An 18,270-nucleotide genomic window follows, 5' to 3' on the forward strand; every position below is an offset into this window, starting at 1 on the left:
GAGATCCGAATAAATGAAGTCAATTTTAACTCGAATCCTGTATTTGCTTTGTATCTGTTTAAGTTCGACAGCTGCGAACGCCAGTGATAAACAGATCAGCGTCATTAGCTCTAAAGACGGCCAAGCCATTGAAGGCGCCGTGATCTATAACCCTTCAAGCCGTACGGCCTATGGTACAGACAGGCTCGGCCTGGCTAACATTAATAGGCAGTTTTCAGACATACAAGTGAAAGCCAAATATCACCAGCCAATAATGCTGACTCACTCTCAGGTGACCAGCGAGCCTATCGTCTTGCAATATGATCCTAAGCTTCTTGCCGATGAACAGGCACTGCCCCACCCAAAAGATAATATTCAATGGGGCAGTTATCGCCAGCACCGAGAGAATAACGACCTCTTGAGTTACGATCTCACCCTCAAGGTTGATATAGACAAGCGTTATCTGACGGGTCACAACAAGATCCGTTTCAGGATGCTGCAAAGGGATGACACCATTCGCATCGATCTCTATAAAAACTTACAAATAGACAAGATAAGTTATAAAGATCAGATTCTTGAATATGAACGAGATCTCAACGCCGTCTACATTCATTTTCCAGCTGCTCTGGAACTAGGCTCAGTTAACGAGATCGACTTTCACTATTCGGGTCAGCCCAGCACTAAGGGGCGCTTCGGTTGCTTCACCTTCAAGAAGGACAGCAGGGGATTAGATTGGGTTAACACAGCCTGTCAGGGCACAGGTTCTATGGTCTGGTGGCCCAACAAGGATCAACAAAGGGATGAGGTAGAGTCGATGACAATGCGGATATCTGTGCCTTCACACCTGAAAAACATCTCCAATGGTAGGCTGATTGCCACCAATATTTTAGCCGATGGCTATACAGAATATGTGTGGCAAACCAATAATCCCATTAATAATTACAGTGTCTCACTCAACATAGGTAACTATGTCCATTTCGGTGAAAACTTAGGTGAACTCAGCCTAGATTATTATGTATTGGAGCAAGATCTCGCCAAAGCTAAGCAACAATTTACTCAAGTCATCCCCATGATGAAGAGTTATCAAAAGCATTTTGGCCAATACCCATTTATCCAGGATGGCTATAAGTTAATTCAAGCGCCCTATACTGGCATGGAGCATCAAAGTGCCATCACCTATGGCAATCAATTTAAAAATGGCTATAACCGGGGGGATGGCTCAGATCCAGACTGGACCGGAGTGGGAATAAGTCTAAAATTTGATTTCATCATCATTCACGAATCTGGCCATGAATGGTTCGGTAACAGTCTCACCAGCAATGATTTCTCGGATGCCTGGATCCATGAGGCTTGGTGTACTTACGCCGAATCGGTTTATGTTGAAGATCAGTTTGGCTATCCGGAGGCAATAAAATACATCAACGGCTATAAGGACAAGGTAAAAAACCGCTACCCCATGATAGGCCCTCCTAGCATAGGTCATTGGCCAACTTCAGATATCTACTTCAAAGGGACCTTATTTATCAATACCCTGAGACATATCATCAATGATGATAAGAAGTGGTGGGACGGCATCAGGGCTTTCACCTCTAAATTTAACAGGCAGAACCTAGATACTCTCGACGTGCTAAATTTCTTCAATAATTATTTCGATAGGGATTTTGAGAAGGTATTCGACCAGTACCTCTATTTTAATCAGTTACCGACATTGGAGCTTTACCGTAGCCAAGATAGTATTGAGTATCGCTGGCAAGCAGATGTGAGCGACTTTACTATGCCAGTTCCAATCACCTTAGACGGTAAGAAGCGCAAACTACTGGTAACCGATAGCTGGCAATCTCTGCCTCTAGAATCTGAGTTTAAGGTCAACACAGATCTGGTATATATCAATATATCTAGGCTAACCAACAGAGTTAAAAAAACCGCCATTTAGGCGGTATTTTTATTAGATATTCCGCTACATATCTCTAATTTACCAAGCTCAATAGAGGTGTTTGCACAACAGATTGAAAATCCAGTGCCATGGTCACACTCAAGGCTGTAATGGTCACAATAGAAAAACCAAACACCTGACGTGCCCAACTCTGCAGATTAATGCCATGGCGATAACCTTTCAATGCCATGGCTAACCACCACAAGCTGGTGGCACAGGTCACCGCCATAAAGGCGATACCCGTATAACCCGCCAAAGGTAACAAGGCACTAACTAAGGCAAACACAGCAATATAGAGCACGATATGTAATTTCGCCTTAGTGATCCCTTCCGCCACCGGCAACACTGGAATATTTGCGGCGGCATAATCATTGAAACGGAAAATGGCAATAGCATAGGAGTGTGGCATCTGCCATAGACTAAACATCAGCAGCAAGATGACAGCTCCCGCATCCATCTCACCTCTGACGGCACAATAGCCAACAACCGGCGGCACGGCACCCGAAAAACTACCGACTAAGGTGCCATATACCGAGTGACGCTTCATATATAGGCTATAAACACCCACATAGACCAGGTAGCCAATGGCAGCAAACAGAACCGCCAGACTATTAGTAAATATCGCCAACATGCCAAAACCGATAACACCTAAGCTTATGCCATAAATCATCACGGCACGCACAGAGAGCTTTCCGGTCACAGTGACTCGATTACGAGTACGCTGCATCTTGGCATCTATGTCGCGATCGATACAATTATTGATCGCGCACCCCGAAGCCACCACCAAGGACAAGCCAATCATGGTTGTCAACATCAAGGTCGAATCCACGTTGCCTTTAGCGGCTAATAAGAAGCCACCTGCGACAGAAATCAGATTCCCCATGATGATGCCAGGCTTAGTGACCTGAACATAAGCTTGTAGACGTGACTTCAATTTTGCAGACATACTCAAACCTTGATTATTCATGATTATTGTCCTACATCATCAAAGCGTTAGCTGCATAGATAATCCACACAGATAAGCCCATGACCATGACCATAATCAAGGCAGTGAACAGGAATGAGAATGTATTGATCTTGCCTTCTTTAGAGAAGTCCAAGTGCAAGAAGTACTTTAAATGCACCACTATCTGCACTACGGCCATCACTAGCACTAAACCTAAGGTGATAGGTTTCTCGAAGTGATGTGTCATGACCGCCCAAAATGGAATGCCGGTTAAGATAACCGACAGCAAAAATCCTACGAGATAAGATTTAACGCTAGCCATGAAATCATCTGAAGTAAGACTTTCACTTGTATGTGCTTGACTCATCACAGCATCCCCAATAAATAAACCAAGGTAAATACACAGATCCAAACCACATCCAGGAAGTGCCAGAATAAGCTTAAGCAGCCCAAACGTGTGATGCTGCGGTTATTTAAACCTGACTTAGTGACTTCCAACATCATGATCGCCATCCAGATAAGTCCAGCTGTCACATGCAGACCATGCATGCCAACTAAGGTGAAGAAAGCTGTCAGGAAGGCACTACGCTGAGGTCCATTACCCTGCTCAATCAGATGATAAAACTCATAGACTTCCATGGAGATAAACCCACAACCTAAGGCAAAAGTGATCAACAACCAGATCAAGGTTGCTGTTCTCTTCTGGTGTTTAGCGCAAATTAATGCGAAGCCAAAGGTAATACTACTGATCAGCAGTACAGCAGTTTCGATTGCGACGAAATTTAATTCGAAAATATCTTTACCGGAAACACCACCGTCGGTATTCATGTAGAGCACGGCATAGGTCGCGAAAACCGAAGCAAACAAGATGCAATCGGTCATCAGATAGAGCCAAAAACCAAATAACGTGTTACCACTGGTATCATGATGTTCGTCATGATGTTCATCGGCCTGTACAACTTCTAAATCTGCTCGGATAGCAATACTCATGTTAGCCCCCTTGCAACCTTATCTAAGTGCGCATTTTCAATTCTGGCAATTTCATCAGGTTGAACGTAATAATCATGGTCATTGCTATAGGCTCGGAACAGGAACACCACGAAGGCACCCAGCATTCCAGCGATAGCCAACCAAAGAATGTGCCAAATAGCGGCAAAACCTGCGGCCGTAATACCTAAGGCCATCAAGATACCGCTAGAGGTATTTTTAGGCATATGGATTGGCTGATAACTGTCATGACGCTGATAAGCCTCCCCCTTCTCCTTCATGTCGGTAAAGCTATCGATATCCGACACCTGAGGGTCCTTAGCAAAGTTATAGAACTGAGGCGGTGATGAGGTTGACCACTCTAATGTATGGCCATTCCATGGATCGCCTGTGGTATCCAGGTTTTGCTCACGATCACGGAAACTCACATACAGTTGTACAAACTGCAATATGATGCCTATGAAGATGATAAAGGCGCCCACTGCCGCAAAATAGATCCAGAAATTCCAAGCAGGATTATCTGTGTGGCTGATACGACGAGTCATCCCCATAAAACCAAGCACATACAGAGGCATAAAGGCGGCGTAGAAACCTATCTGCCAACACCAGAATGATGCCTTACCTAAGCGCTCATTAAGCTTGAAACCCATGGCTTTCGGGAACCAGTAAGCGAAGCCCGCGAAGTAACCAAATACCGCACCACCTATGATGGTGTTATGAAAATGAGCAATTAAGAACAAACTGTTATGCAATACGTAATCAGCTCCCGGCAAGGCTAACAAGACTCCAGTCATGCCCCCTATGGTGAAAGTCGTCATAAATCCTAATGTCCACAGCACAGGCACAGTTAGTCGTAACCGACCGCGATAGATAGTAAACAACCAGTTGAATAACTTAACCCCGGTTGGCACTGCAATGACCATGGTCATCACACCAAAGAAGGCGTTAACGTTAGCACTCGATCCCATGGTGAAGAAGTGATGCAACCAGACGACAAAACCTAAGATGGAGATGGCACCACTGGCCCAAATCATAGATTTATAACCAAACAGACGCTTAGAAGTGAACGTCGATATCACCTCGGAGAATATACCAAAGGCAGGTAGAATCAGAATATAGACTTCCGGATGACCCCAAGCCCAAAACAGGTTGATGTACATCATGGCGTTACCGCCACCGTCATTGGTAAAGAAGTGGAAGCCCAGATAACGATCTAAGGTCAGCATGCCCAACACAGCGGTTAAGATTGGGAAAGATGCCACAATCAGAATGTTGGCCCAGGTACAGGTCCAGGTAAAGATAGGCATCTGCATCAACTTCATCCCAGGTGCACGCATCTTGAGCACAGTAGCAATAAAGTTAACCCCGGTTAAGGTCGTTCCTATCCCGGATATCTGCAAGGCCCAAATATAGTAATCGACTCCGACTCCAGGACTGAATGACAGCTCAGACAACGGTGGGTAAGCGACCCAGCCTGTCTTAGCGAATTCACCTAAGCCCAATGAGATATTGATCAACAGGGCACCCGAGGCGGTGAGCCAGAAGCTTAAGTTGTTCAGAAATGGAAAGGCAACATCGCGGGCACCAATCTGCAATGGCAACACTATGTTCATCAGGCCGATCATAAATGGCATAGCCATAAAGATAATCATGATGATGCCGTGAGCCGTGAAGATCTGGTCATAGTGCTCAGGCGGTAAATAACCGGCGGCACCATTGGTAGCCAGTGCTTGCTGTGTACGCATCATGATGGCATCAGAGAAACCACGGATTAGCATCACCAATGCCAGCACTATATACATGATCCCTAAGCGTTTATGATCGACTGAGGTGAACCAGTCGTTCCATAACACGCCCCACTTTTTATATTTGGTGATCAAAGCCGCGATGCTCACCCCAATCATAGCGACGGCCGCTAGGGTCACCATTATGATTGGTTCATCGTATGGGATTGATTCTAATGTTAAATTACCGAAAAAAGACATAACTACTCCGCCCCCTCAAGTTTAGAGGATGAATGTTCAGAATGATGTGACATGTCCATATCGTTATCGTGATGCATATACTGCATCACGATATGACTAAACATACCCTTGCTCACTGAGCCGTAATATTCAACAGGGTTATTCTCACTTGGCTTAGCCAGTTGCTGATAACTTTGGGGATCGAGTCTACTTCCATGCTGTTTAAGCTTGGATACCCAGACATCGAAGTCTTTGGCTGTTGGCGTCGCGATAGCTTTAAATTTCATACCAGCAAATCCTGCACCGCTATAGTTAGCCGAGATACCATCGAAGGTACCCGGTTCATTAGCAATCAGATGCAACTGAGTCACCATGCCCGCCATAGAGTAAATTTGGCTGCCTAACTGAGGAATGAAGAATGAATTCATTGTCGTATCAGAGGTGATTTTAAAATTAACCGGCACATTGGCGGGAAAAGCCAGCTCATTAACCGAGGCTATGCCCAGTTCTGGATAGATAAACAGCCATTTCCAATTGAGAGATACAACTTCAACCGTGATAGGTCTTGCCTCGTGATCTAACGGCTTATAAGGATCCAGATCCTGTGTAGAGGTCCAGGTGATCACTCCTAACACAATAACAATTACGATAGGAACCACCCAGACAACGATTTCAATCGTTTTCGAGTGTGCCCATTTTGGCGCATAAATTTCGTGATCTCGACCGTCCCTATATTTCCATGAAAAATATAACGTCATGAAAATAACTGGGATAACGACAATCAGCATCAAGAGGGTGGCCACAATGATGAGATGTTTCTCATCTATGCCAATTTGACCCTTGGGGTCCAGCACACCGCCTTCACAACCAGCCAGCAAAAATGTCAATGCGGCCAGTGCTGCCTTACTTAAATTTCTAATTAACAAAGGAAGATTCCTCTAACCTTAATAGTTCACGGCTCAATCCATAGATATTGGCTAGCCGTACAGTAGTCGCTAAACACAGATAAAACAGACAGGTGATCCATATTATTCCAACCTAAATAGGCTCGAATCAGTAATTCAACGATCAGTTTTATTAGCGAATAGCTAAATGTTGAACAAGAAAGATAAGTTTATGCGGGAGGTGCACGGCAACCGTGCGCCATGTGATCGACGGTGCTTAGTTCTGGAGAAGATAATACTGGGAAAAAGTTACTTAAGCCTAAGCTGTTAAGATACTTGAAAATCAAGTGGATTAATCGCCACAAAATCTCAATCACTAAGGGATGAATCAAGAGACTAAATAAGCTAATCCCCAAGCATTCGGCAAACAAACTATCACTCAAAACCACCAATTCGCTGATATCAACATAGCCACCAACAAACACAGATAAGCCGTCAGACAGAGACAGCAAAAACGCTGTTCCTAGAAATAGAGTTAAATTTGTCTTACCTATAATGGAAAAGCTCGCTACAGAGCTCAACTTTTCAATAAGAGATTGGTAAAGGGTTAATTTCAATGAACCTGTCCGATTGAACCTAAAAGGTTAAGTTGATCGAATAAAAAACATTCAGAGTGTGATGTGACGCGGAGAATAACAAGAAGAGGCTATCGAATGAAAGTAAATACTCCTGACAAAGTGGACTTAACATTAAATAAAGCTTAATTAACACCTAATAAATACACGTTTAGATCAAATTTAACCAAAATCAAACACCTTAAGTTCACAAAACAGGGGCGGCCGTGATGGCGCGCATGCATCAACACAAGCTTAAGGTGACTAGCATCACCTTCTGTAGGTGCTTTTTAGCTGATAAAAAAGCAATTTATAACAGTAAAAAAACCGCCAATTAGGCGGTTTTTATGATGCTACAGGAGACAAGTTATTCAACCATCACTGACTTAGCCAAGTTACCTGGTTGATCCACGTAGGTACCTTTAATCAGAGCCACATGATACGAGAGTAACTGCATAGGAATGGTGTACATTCAGTGTGGTCAATGTGCGCCATAAGCGATGACACACATATCTCCACAAATGGGTCTATTCAACCGTCACAGATTTAGCCAAGTTACGTGGTTGATCCACGTCGGTACCTTTAATCAGAGCCACATGGTATGACAATAACTGCATAGGAATTGTGTACATCAAGGCTGCCATGAACTCATCACAATGAGGCACAGGAATTACCTTCATGGTGTCATCAGATTTAAACTCGGCATCTACATCGGCAAACACATACATCAGGCCGCCACGAGCACGCACCTCTTCGACATTCGACTTAAGCTTTTCTAATAGCTCATTATTGGGGGCTACTACGATAACAGGCATATCAGCGTCAATAAGCGCCAATGGTCCATGTTTTAGCTCACCCGATGCATAAGCTTCGGCGTGAATATAGGAGATTTCTTTAAGCTTGAGTGCTCCTTCCATGGCGATTGGGTACTGATCACCACGGCCGAGGAAAAGTGCATGGTGCTTGTCGGCAAAATCTTCGGCCAATTCGGCAATAGCGGCATCTAGCCCAAGTGCTTGTTCTACTTTCGCTGGCATGGACTGCAGGCTCTGAGTGATCTTAGCCTGCATATCATCTGACATACCATTATGACGTCCGATAACAGCCGTTAGCATAAGCAGACCGGCTAACTGAACCGTGAAGGCCTTAGTCGAAGCAACACCTATCTCGGCGCCCGCTTTCATCATATAAGCCATATCAGACTCACGTACTAGAGATGACCCAGCTGAGTTACATATGGTCATGGTGGCCTTGTAACCCATCTCTTTCGCCAGACGTAGCGCGGCTAAGGTATCGGCAGTCTCACCTGACTGAGAAATGGTCACCAACAAGCTGTTAGGGAACAAGTGTGACTTGCGGTAACGGAACTCGGAAGCTATTTCCACGTTACATGAAACACCGGCCCAATCTTCTAACCAGTAACGTGCAGCCATGCCAGCATGATAACTAGTACCACAGGCGATGATCTGCACATGTTTAATATCTTTAAGGAACTCGGCAGCATTGTCACCGAATGCAGTATCTAATACCTGCTTATTGGCGATACGTCCTTCTATGGTGCGACTCAAAGCCAATGGCTGCTCATAAATTTCCTTGAGCATATAGTGACGGTATTCGCCCTTATCACCGGCGTCATGGGTCACTTCAGATTCTTTAACTTCACGCTCAACCGCATTACCGTCGATATCATAGATATCTACACTGCGACGAGTCACTTCGGCAACGTCTCCCTCTTCTAGGAAAGAAAAAGAGCGGGTAACAGGAAGTAGTGCCAGCTGATCCGAGGCAACGAAATTCTCACCTAAGCCATAACCGATAACCAAGGGGCTACCCGAGCGAGCTACTATCATGCGATCACTGTCACGGCGATCGATAACCACAGTGCCGTAGGCACCTTCCAGCTGTTTAACCGTTGTCTGAACCGCAGCTAGTAGAGTCTTATGTGACTTAAGCTCATGGTGTACTAGATGACAGATAACTTCGGTATCTGTATCTGATAAGAAGCTATAACCTAAGCCTTTTAGCATCTCACGCAACTTGTTGTGGTTTTCTATGATGCCGTTATGAACAACCGCAATATCACCTTGTGATTGATGTGGGTGTGCATTACGTTCACTAGGCTCACCATGAGTAGCCCAACGAGTATGAGCTATACCTGTTCCACCGCTTAAAGGCACGGCGTCCAATGCGCTAGAGAGTTCTTGAACCTTACCCACGCGGCGAGTACTGGTTAGCTCTGCATTGTTAATTACCGCAACACCTGCAGAATCATAACCGCGATACTCTAAACGACGTAAACCTTCGACCAGTATTTCGGCCACATCTCTTTGCGCTACCGCGCCAACAATTCCGCACATATTAATACCTAAAGTTTTATCTAAATTAAAAGTTAAAATCGAAAATTTGGATTAGTTTGAATAAGGCGCCACGATCACATGTACGCCTTGTTCAGAAATTTTTTCAGCTGCCTCATCGGGAAGCTTGTCATCTGTGACTAGCACGCTGATATTGCTCCAGGGCAATTCAAGATTTGGAATGCGTCTGCCGATCTTATCGGATTCCAGCATGACTATGACTTCGCGGGACACTTCTGCCATCACCTTACTAAGCCCAGTTAGCTCATTAAAAGTGGTGGTGCCACGCTCGATATCGATACCGTCAGCACCAATGAATAGCTGATCGAAGTTATAGGAACGCAATACCTGTTCGGCAACCTGGCCCTGAAAAGACTCAGAATGGGGATCCCAGGTTCCACCTGTCATCAAGAGTGTCGGCTCATGCTCTAACTCATGGATGGCACTGGCGAGTTGCAGAGCATTAGTCATCACCACCAAACCACGTTTATTGCCTAGCTCTTGAACTAGACCAGATGTGGTACTGCCGCTATCTATGATGATGCGATTGTGATCTTTAATCAGTCTGGCGGCCGCCTTGGCAATATTCTGCTTGTTAGCGGAAATAGCTTCGGTTGTGGCTTGAGTCATCTCTCGGGGAACCGAAACGGCGCCACCATAACGACGTAATAACAAGCCCGTTTTTTCTAACGCACCAAGATCTTTACGAATAGTGACTTCTGAGGTTTCGAAACGTAATGCCAGCTCATCGACACTTACCTCACCGTGCTCATTTAAGAGGGTGATTATGGTATGACGTCGCTGCTGAGTATTACGTTTAATCATTAAAGTTTCACTTTGGTTTCGTTTCGAAAGCGGAATTATAGACAAACGAAACATATTTGCAATTAATTAGACAAATTATAGTCAACTAATTCGATTATATTTTCTTCATAAATAGTAAAACAGATTTTAGCTATGGCAGAACACAAATAAAAAAGGCAGCCAATTGGCTGCCTTAGATATATGTGAATCAAGCTTAGAACTTAGCTTCCAGTGCCAGACTCAAGTGACGTCCTTCACCCACAGTCACATCTGTCACACCGCCACCCGCTAAGTAATCGGTATCGAATAGGTTCTTAACGTTCAAGCGAACGCTAACATCGCTACCCATAACATCCATAGTGTATGCCGTGCCCATATCGAAGCGAACATAAGCATCTTTGGTGACCGTGTTACTGGTGTTCGCAAAACGCTCACCCACATAGATGGCACCGAAGTTGAGCGCCAGATCATCTGTCATCTCATAACGAGTCCAGACGTTAGCCGACCACTCAGGCGCATCTACTGGTGTCTTACCATTCAAGCTATTACTTTCGGGTCTCTGATATTCGGCATTAAGATACATCATGGAACCAGTCAGGAACCAGCTGTCGCTAACCTGACCCTGGGCGCCCATCTCGAAACCTTTATGACGTTGCTCACCACTTTGAGTGGTGATAGTTTGATATCCACCATCGATTGAAGTATCAAGATCTTCAGTAACTGTGACATTTGAAACTGTGATATCGAAAACAGCACCGGTTAATAGCAGGCTGCCATCGAACAGCTCCCACTTAGTACCGATCTCGTATTGTTCACCGTATTCAGGATCCAGATTCATTTTGTCATTAACATCTTCTAAATCATTCACCATACCTTGAGGCGTGAAGCTCTTAGAATAATTGACATAGATACTGCCGTTTGCCGCCGGTGAGTAGATAACACCAAACTTAGGCGAAACCGCGTAACTGTTATTACCCGTCCCATCCTTCTTCTGCTCGTCATAACGCATACCGGCCAGCACTTGCCATTGATCGTTAATCGTCATCAGATCCTGAATATAAAAACCATAGTGCTTATAGTCACTCTCATATTTAGTATCATCTCGGTTGTAATCAAGATCTGGCTTAGGTTGGGGCTGACCAGGCATCACATGTTGGTACTTTTCACCAGACTCCTTGAGTTGGCCATAGTAGTAATCCAGCATGTTGGCACCCAGTAGAAACTGATGCTCTAACTCGCCTGTTGAGAAATTACCAACAAAGTCGACATAACCAGTCTTATGTTGCCAGTCATCATAACGATCGAATGGGCTAACAAAATACCCATCAGTAATAGGATCGTCGAAGCAAACCGATTGGCCATCTATTTTTCCACACTGATTAGGTGAAGAGTCCAGACGCTGACGATTAAATTGCTGATCGTTATAACCCGCTTTTACCTGCCAATCATCACTGATGTGATAAGTAATATCCGCGCCCATATTAGTGATAGTGTTATCGGTGAAAGCCCAAGGCTGATCCCAGATGATATCGCTACCACCTATCAGGTCTCCACTGCTGTCTAACCAGCCACCACGATCTATACCTGTCTTATCTTGGGTATGATCGTATTTAAGTGATAACAAGAGGTCATCACTTAAATCGAACTCAAGATTCAGATAGCCTAACCAACGATCACGCTCCTGGTTAGCGCCGTCTTGACCATTCTCGGCAGAATAAGTACGCCAATATTGAGTATCTTGCTTAACCAGCACAGTGCGATAACGAATGGTTTGATCTTCATTCAGGCTGCCACCGGCATCTAGCTGAAAACGAGTAGAACCATGCTCGTCGGTATCAAATCCTAGATCGAAAATAGTGTCATAGGTAGGTTTCTTGGTGACCATGTTAATCAAGCCACCTGGACCTGACTGACCATAGAGCATACTCGATGGTCCTTTAAGTATCTCGACCTGCTGCAGTGTCTCGATAGGCTGCACATAGTGAGACCACTGTTGCTGACCATTGATCAAGTAGCCTGAACCAGAAGATAGTTCGAAACCTCGAATACTGAATACCTGACGATTCCACTTCTCCGAGCCACCAGTGACACTGGAATCATTTACCAAGACTTCAGATAAGTTGGTTGCTAGTTGTTCGTCGGTAATAAAATCAGGAATTACCGTAACAGATTGTGGTGTATCCATAAGGCTGATGTTGCCACGCATGGCACCAGAAGCGCTACCAACCTTGTAGTCATTGAAGCTACGTCCCATCACCGAGATGCGCTCTATGTTTGCTGAAGATACCTCTTCAGTTTTTGTCTCTTCAGCAACAGCTGGCGCAAGGGTAAAAGCAGAGACAACTGCCACACAAATTGGTGAAACTCTGAATGAACGAGAAAGTAATGACATAGCCAACCTCAAAATGGATATCACAAAAGTTGGCAACAATATAAATGAAAACGATTTGCATTTATGTTTCTTTGCATAAATTTACAATACAAACTGAATACAGGTAGAACAAAAGAAAAATAAAAACATAAAGAAGAAAAAATACAACAAAAGCATCATCTTGTATCGTGCAGCTTTGTTTGCATCGAATAGCATGAAATAAAAAAGCGACCCGATTAGGTCGCTTTTTTACGTTCAAATACTCGTTTTAGCTGCCCTATTTAGGCTTCTTGACCGGCCTAACCCAACCACTCAGATGACGTTGCTTAACCCGAGTGATCACCAACTCATTCTCGGCCACATTAGATGTAATCGTTGAACCTGCGCCTATGGTAGCGCCTTTACCGATAGTCACAGGAGCAATGAGCTGAGTGTCGCTGCCGACAAACACATTATCTTCGATCACAGTGAGATGCTTGTTAGCACCATCATAGTTACAGGTGATAGTACCTGCACCTATATTCACACCGGCGCCGATTAGAGCATCGCCAATATAGGCCAGATGGCCCGCCTTGGAGCCCTCACCTAACACGGCCTTCTTTATCTCGACGAAGTTACCCACATGAGCATCTGTTTTCAACTCGGCACCAGGACGCAGACGCGCAAATGGTCCGGCACTGGCTTTAACGCCTACCTTGGCACTCTCTACGATAGAGTAAGGCTTAATCTCGGCGTTATCGCCAATCTCACAATCGATAAGAATGGCGCCGGCACCGATAGTCACGTTATTACCTATGGTTACTTTTCCCTGGATGATGACGTTAATATCTATCATCACATCCATGCCTACAGATACTTCACCACGAATGTCGATACGAGCAGGATCACGTAAGTTGGCACCAGCCAACATCAACTTCTCCGCCTCACGAGCCTGATAAGCACGCTCTAGCTGAGCCAGCTGTACTCGGTTGTTGGCACCTTCCACTTCGACTGCCGATTCTGGCTGAGCCGTTGTGATAGCAACACCGTCTTTCTTCGCCATAGCAACGATATCTGTCAGGTAATATTCACCTTGAGCATTATCTGATGATAACTGTCCAAGCCAATCTTTAAGTTTCTTACCTGGAGCCGCCATAATGCCGGTATTGACCTCTTGGATCAGTAACTGCTCTGCATTGGCATCTTTCTGCTCCACAATACCTACGACCTTGCCTTCCTCACGTACGATGCGGCCATAGCCTGTTGGATTTGGCAGGTTAACGGTAAGAATCGCCAGACCATTATCTTCCCGCGCCATCAGCAGAGCTTCCAATGTAGAAGCTTGAATAAGCGGCACATCACCGTAAAGAATAAGTACGGTATCGTCATCATTGATATTTTTATTAGCCTGAGCCACCGCATGGCCAGTACCTAACTGTTCGGCTTGAAGCACCCAGTTAAGCTGCTGCTCACCTAAGACACTCTGTAGCTTATCCGCACCATAGCCATACACTAACTGGATCCCATCACTGCCCACGTTATGAGCGGTATCGATCACATGCTGCACCATGCTTTTATGTGCAATAGGGTGTAAGACTTTAGGAAGATCTGAGCGCATGCGGGTTCCCTTGCCTGCGGCCAAAATCACTACGTTCAATGCCATGGAGTTATCCTTGAGCTAATGCTTATAAAAAATAAAGAAAATGAGGTATAAATTTTGTGGGGCTGATTTTAACGGAAAATCGCCGGAAAAGCTAAGAAGAAGGTAATGACAAGGGCTACGGCTAATCGACGTCTACAAGTTGGCTAAAACATGGATTCCGGCCTGCGCCGGAAAGACGAGAGAGAGGAGTATGACAAGCTCCCTCATAATTTGGCTATGCTGTTACTTACAGAGAGCACAGCGAACGTCCTTATAGCGAAGCGTCTTAAAGGGCAAATCCCGTCCTTACAGCTTGCGCCGCAAGCGTCCTTTTTTAACATTAAAAGGTTAACGTTTTATCCGCTGCGAGTACCCAAACAGCCAAGTCATCCATAGTCGCCACTTCACAGCCTTCGATCACACTCAAATCAGTCAAACCACGGGCATGCATACAGGAACCACAGAACTTAACTTCACTCTTTTGTGCAATAAGAATCTCCAACATTTGCTGAATATTATAGCCCTCTGCCGGTAACTGTTTTGGTAGAACAGCGGTAATAGCATCTGACAGCAGAAACAAACTCACCTTAGCTAGTGACTCCTCTTGCTCATTAAGCTGAATAGCTAAACGCAAAGCATTAAATAACCGCTCTGAGCCGTAAGGAGCGTCGTTGACGATAATTAAAACCTGTTGCATAGGAGAAATACTCTTGCCTTAAATTAGTGGCTAAATGGTAACACCCAACCCTTTGTCAGGTCTCAGCCTAGATCACGCTAATAAAACAAGAAATAAGAAGCTATAGGGAGAAAGGTTACGACGACGGCTGCGCCTGTTCGACGCTTACGAGCTGGCTAAAGCATGGATTCCGGCCTACGCCGGAAAGACGAGAAAGACGAGGTCACTCATAATTTGGCTATGCTGTTACTTACAGAGAGCGCAGCAAGCGTCCTTCCTTTAGACACAAGGTCAATTTTTTTCCATCCATGAGAAATTTACATGAGTGTTCCAGACACAAAAAAGGCGCTTACCTTTCGATAAGCGCCCTTTTTCATCAAACAATAACCTTATCTGGCAAAGTTCTTCTTGATGGTTTCGACAACGCGCAACTGAGCCATAGCCTGAGCTAACTCAACTGCTGCTGCTGCATAATTGAAGTCTGCACCAGCTTCGGCCATAGCGGCTTCGGCGTGGCGTTTAGCTTCTACAGCTGCTTGCTCGTCAATTTCATCGGCACGCATAACGACGTCAGCCAATACTGAAACAGAAGAAGGTTGTACTTCCAGGATACCACCCGAAAGGTAGAACACCTCTTCTTTTCCGTCTTGCTTGACGATGCGCGCCATGCCAGGTTTGATATTAGTAAGCAGTGGTGCGTGACCAGGCATAATACCCAGGTCGCCTTCTCCACCGGTAACTTGTAGGTGTGCTACAAGACCAGAGTAGATGCTGCTTTCTGCACTTACAATATCAAGCTGTACTGTCATGGCTGCCATCAGTTCTCCTTAAACTAGTACCCTGCATTTGCAGAGCACCTAGTTATTTTTTGTTAGCTTTCTCAACGGCTTCGTCGATAGAACCAACCATGTAGAACGCTTGCTCAGGAAGATGATCGAACTCACCTTCTAGAATGCCCTTAAAGCCACGAATGGTGTCTTTAAGAGAAACGTACTTACCTGGAGAACCGGTGAAGACTTCAGCTACGAAGAAAGGCTGTGAAAGATATTTTTCAATCTTACGAGCACGAGCTACGGTAGTCTTATCTTCATCAGATAATTCATCCATACCTAGAATCGCAATAATATCTTTCAGCTCTTTATAGCGCTGAAGTACGGTTTGTACACCGTTAGCAACATCATAATGCTCTTGACCAACAACCAGAGGATCTAATTGACGTGAAGTCGAATCCAATGGGTCAACCGCTGGGTAAATACCCATAGAAGCGATGTTACGTGACAATACAATAGTCGCATCTAAGTGAGCGAAAGTTGTTGCTGGTGACGGATCCGTTAAATCATCCGCTGGTACGTATACGGCTTGCACAGAGGTAATAGACCCTGATTTAGTCGATGTAATACGTTCCTGAAGTACACCCATCTCTTCAGCCAAAGTTGGCTGGTAACCTACTGCTGAAGGCATACGGCCTAGCAGTGCAGATACTTCAGTACCTGCTAAGGTGTAACGATAGATGTTATCAACGAAGAAAAGAACATCTTTACCTTCGTCACGGAATCTCTCAGCCATAGTCAGACCGGTCAATGCCACACGTAGACGGTTTCCTGGAGGCTCGTTCATCTGACCATAAACCATGGCCACCTTATCGAGAACACCAGCATCTTTCATCTCGTAGTAGAAATCGTTACCCTCACGAGTACGCTCACCTACACCGGCAAAAACAGATAAACCTGAGTGTGCTTTAGCGATGTTGTTAATAAGTTCCATCATGTTGACGGTCTTACCAACACCAGCACCACCAAACAGACCAACTTTACCACCCTTAGCAAACGGACAGATAAGGTCAATAACCTTGATGCCAGTCTCTAAAAGTTCAGTCGAGCTTGATTGATCTTCAAATGTAGGAGCTTCACGGTGGATCACATAGTGATCTGTTCCACCAATTGGACCCGCTTCATCAATAGGCTCGCCCAATACGTTCATGATACGGCCTAGGGTCACAGACCCAACCGGAACAGTAATTGGTGAACCTGTATTTGTCACCTCAAGACCACGACGCAGACCATCTGAAGAACCCATGGCGATAGTACGAACTACACCGCCACCGATTTGCTGCTGGACTTCCAGCACCAAGCCTTCACTTTTGATCTCTAGAGCGTCATATATCTGAGGTACGGCATCTTGTGGAAACTCAACGTCCACAACCGCGCCAATAACTTGGACAACAGTACCTGTGCTCATGATTAATCCTCTAAAACTTGTATTCGTTACCTAGCCTAAACGGCAGCGGCACCTGAAACAATTTCCGACAGTTCCTGCGTAATCGCAGCCTGACGGGCCTTGTTATAGACCAACTCCAAGTCAGTGATAAGATCACCAGCATTGTCTGTTGCAGCTTTCATGGCGACCATACGAGCCGCCTGTTCAGATGCAATATTCTCGACAACACCTTGGTAAACTTGAGACTCCACATAACGTACCAGTAAGGTATCCAAAAGTTCTTTTGGATCTGGCTCGTATAGGTAATCCCAGCGATGCGTTTTCACATCACTTTCTGACTTAGGCAAAGGTAGCAGCTGCTCGATCACAGGAGTCTGGCTCATGGTATTAACGAATTTGTTAAATACCACGTACAGACGATCCAGCTTGCCTTCGTTGTATGCTTCTAGCATGACACGTACTGTTCCAATCAGATCTTTCAACGCCGGAGCGTCTCCAAGAGCCGATGCAGAAGCAGATACAGGGCCGCCAAAGTTATTGAAGAATTGTATGCTACGTGCACCAATGGCGCAGAATTCAACTTCTGCTCCGGCTTCACGTTGCTTCTTCACGTCTGCGACAACCTTTTTGAAAAGGTTGACGTTAAGACCACCACAAAGACCACGGTCGGTTGACACTACTATGTAACCAACACGCTTAGCCTCTCTCACTTCCAAATATGGATGCTTATATTCGAGAGAACCTTGCGCCACGTGACCGATAACTTTACGCATATTTTCTGCATATGGACGACTCGCTGCCATGCGCTCTTGTGCTTTACGCATTTTGCTCGCAGCAACCATCTCCATTGCAGACGTGATCTTCTGAGTGTTTTGCACACTCGCGATCTTGGTTTTAATCTCTTTAGCGTTAGCCATCTT

General features: G+C 45.1%; 15 protein-coding genes. 1 reads left to right on the forward strand and 14 read right to left on the reverse strand.

Annotation, left to right across the window (positions count from 1 at the left end):
• Window positions 1-13: 13 nt before the first annotated feature.
• Window positions 14-1,912: a M1 family metallopeptidase gene (locus tag SVI_RS20500; RefSeq protein ID WP_157608740.1), complete on the forward strand. Its 1,899-nt coding sequence runs from the start codon at window positions 14-16 to the stop codon at window positions 1,910-1,912.
• A gap of 34 nt (window positions 1,913-1,946) precedes the next feature.
• Here the strand turns inward: SVI_RS20500 and cyoE are convergent, their stop codons facing one another.
• The 14 genes from cyoE to atpG all read right to left on the reverse strand — a co-directional run bounded on the left by cyoE (window position 1,947) and on the right by atpG (window position 18,267).
• Window positions 1,947-2,879, reverse strand: a complete 933-nt coding sequence (cyoE, locus tag SVI_RS20505; protein WP_041420140.1) for a heme o synthase — start codon at window positions 2,877-2,879, stop codon at window positions 1,947-1,949.
• Window positions 2,880-2,889: 10 nt separating this feature from the next.
• Window positions 2,890-3,225 (reverse strand): cytochrome o ubiquinol oxidase subunit IV, encoded by a 336-nt coding sequence (gene cyoD, locus SVI_RS20510; RefSeq protein ID WP_013053578.1) that lies wholly within the window; start codon window positions 3,223-3,225, stop codon window positions 2,890-2,892.
• Entirely contained in the window at window positions 3,225-3,848 is a 624-nt protein-coding gene (gene cyoC, locus SVI_RS20515; RefSeq protein WP_013053579.1) for a cytochrome o ubiquinol oxidase subunit III, read from the reverse strand. Before cyoC ends, cyoD begins: the two co-directional genes overlap by 1 nt.
• The gene (gene cyoB, locus SVI_RS20520; RefSeq protein WP_013053580.1) at window positions 3,845-5,830 is read right to left on the reverse strand and encodes a cytochrome o ubiquinol oxidase subunit I; all 1,986 of its coding nucleotides are present in this window, start codon (window positions 5,828-5,830) and stop codon (window positions 3,845-3,847) included. The genes cyoC and cyoB overlap by 4 nt, the downstream gene beginning before the upstream one ends.
• A gap of 2 nt (window positions 5,831-5,832) precedes the next feature.
• A complete protein-coding gene (cyoA, locus tag SVI_RS20525; protein ID WP_013053581.1) occupies window positions 5,833-6,735 on the reverse strand; it encodes a ubiquinol oxidase subunit II in 903 nt (300 codons plus the stop codon).
• Between the two features lie 188 nt (window positions 6,736-6,923).
• Window positions 6,924-7,310, reverse strand: coding sequence for a hypothetical protein (locus SVI_RS20530; RefSeq protein WP_041420141.1), 387 nt, complete (start codon window positions 7,308-7,310; stop codon window positions 6,924-6,926).
• Between the two features lie 524 nt (window positions 7,311-7,834).
• Entirely contained in the window at window positions 7,835-9,664 is a 1,830-nt protein-coding gene (gene glmS, locus SVI_RS20535; RefSeq protein WP_013053583.1) for a glutamine--fructose-6-phosphate transaminase (isomerizing), read from the reverse strand.
• A gap of 51 nt (window positions 9,665-9,715) precedes the next feature.
• The gene (locus SVI_RS20540) at window positions 9,716-10,486 is read right to left on the reverse strand and encodes a DeoR/GlpR family DNA-binding transcription regulator (RefSeq protein ID WP_013053584.1); all 771 of its coding nucleotides are present in this window, start codon (window positions 10,484-10,486) and stop codon (window positions 9,716-9,718) included.
• 193 nt (window positions 10,487-10,679) lie between these two features.
• Entirely contained in the window at window positions 10,680-12,857 is a 2,178-nt protein-coding gene (locus SVI_RS20545) for a TonB-dependent receptor (protein WP_041420142.1), read from the reverse strand.
• Between the two features lie 256 nt (window positions 12,858-13,113).
• Window positions 13,114-14,478, reverse strand: coding sequence for a bifunctional UDP-N-acetylglucosamine diphosphorylase/glucosamine-1-phosphate N-acetyltransferase GlmU (gene glmU / locus SVI_RS20550; RefSeq protein WP_013053586.1), 1,365 nt, complete (start codon window positions 14,476-14,478; stop codon window positions 13,114-13,116).
• A 319-nt stretch (window positions 14,479-14,797) separates the two neighbouring features.
• Complete coding sequence (locus tag SVI_RS20555) at window positions 14,798-15,154, reverse strand: DsrE/DsrF/TusD sulfur relay family protein (RefSeq protein WP_013053587.1); 357 nt, start codon at window positions 15,152-15,154, stop codon at window positions 14,798-14,800.
• 368 nt (window positions 15,155-15,522) lie between these two features.
• Window positions 15,523-15,951: a F0F1 ATP synthase subunit epsilon gene (locus SVI_RS20560; protein ID WP_013053588.1), complete on the reverse strand. Its 429-nt coding sequence runs from the start codon at window positions 15,949-15,951 to the stop codon at window positions 15,523-15,525.
• 43 nt (window positions 15,952-15,994) lie between these two features.
• A complete protein-coding gene (gene atpD, locus SVI_RS20565; RefSeq protein WP_013053589.1) occupies window positions 15,995-17,371 on the reverse strand; it encodes a F0F1 ATP synthase subunit beta in 1,377 nt (458 codons plus the stop codon).
• 35 nt (window positions 17,372-17,406) lie between these two features.
• Window positions 17,407-18,267 (reverse strand): F0F1 ATP synthase subunit gamma, encoded by an 861-nt coding sequence (atpG, locus tag SVI_RS20570; RefSeq protein WP_013053590.1) that lies wholly within the window; start codon window positions 18,265-18,267, stop codon window positions 17,407-17,409.
• Between the last annotated feature and the right edge of the window lie 3 nt (window positions 18,268-18,270).

This window comes from Shewanella violacea DSS12 (assembly GCF_000091325.1).
GTDB lineage: Bacteria > Pseudomonadota > Gammaproteobacteria > Enterobacterales > Shewanellaceae > Shewanella > Shewanella violacea.

Bases quoted from the DNA above. Each gene is read 5' to 3' on its own strand.
- SVI_RS20540 (WP_013053584.1), bottom strand. From the start codon at position 10,486: ATGATTAAACGTAATACTCAGCAGCGACGTCATACCATAATCACCCTC.
- glmS (WP_013053583.1), bottom strand. From the start codon at position 9,664: ATGTGCGGAATTGTTGGCGCGGTAGCGCAAAGAGATGTGGCCGAAATA.
- cyoE (WP_041420140.1), bottom strand. From the start codon at position 2,879: ATGAATAATCAAGGTTTGAGTATGTCTGCAAAATTGAAGTCACGTCTA.
- cyoB (WP_013053580.1), bottom strand. From the start codon at position 5,830: ATGTCTTTTTTCGGTAATTTAACATTAGAATCAATCCCATACGATGAA.
- cyoD (WP_013053578.1), bottom strand. From the start codon at position 3,225: ATGAGTCAAGCACATACAAGTGAAAGTCTTACTTCAGATGATTTCATG.
- SVI_RS20555 (WP_013053587.1), bottom strand. From the start codon at position 15,154: ATGCAACAGGTTTTAATTATCGTCAACGACGCTCCTTACGGCTCAGAG.
- cyoC (WP_013053579.1), bottom strand. From the start codon at position 3,848: ATGAGTATTGCTATCCGAGCAGATTTAGAAGTTGTACAGGCCGATGAA.
- glmU (WP_013053586.1), bottom strand. From the start codon at position 14,478: ATGGCATTGAACGTAGTGATTTTGGCCGCAGGCAAGGGAACCCGCATG.
- SVI_RS20500 (WP_157608740.1), top strand. From the start codon at position 14: ATGAAGTCAATTTTAACTCGAATCCTGTATTTGCTTTGTATCTGTTTA.
- atpG (WP_013053590.1), bottom strand. From the start codon at position 18,267: ATGGCTAACGCTAAAGAGATTAAAACCAAGATCGCGAGTGTGCAAAAC.
- SVI_RS20560 (WP_013053588.1), bottom strand. From the start codon at position 15,951: ATGGCAGCCATGACAGTACAGCTTGATATTGTAAGTGCAGAAAGCAGC.
- SVI_RS20545 (WP_041420142.1), bottom strand. From the start codon at position 12,857: ATGTCATTACTTTCTCGTTCATTCAGAGTTTCACCAATTTGTGTGGCA.
- atpD (WP_013053589.1), bottom strand. From the start codon at position 17,371: ATGAGCACAGGTACTGTTGTCCAAGTTATTGGCGCGGTTGTGGACGTT.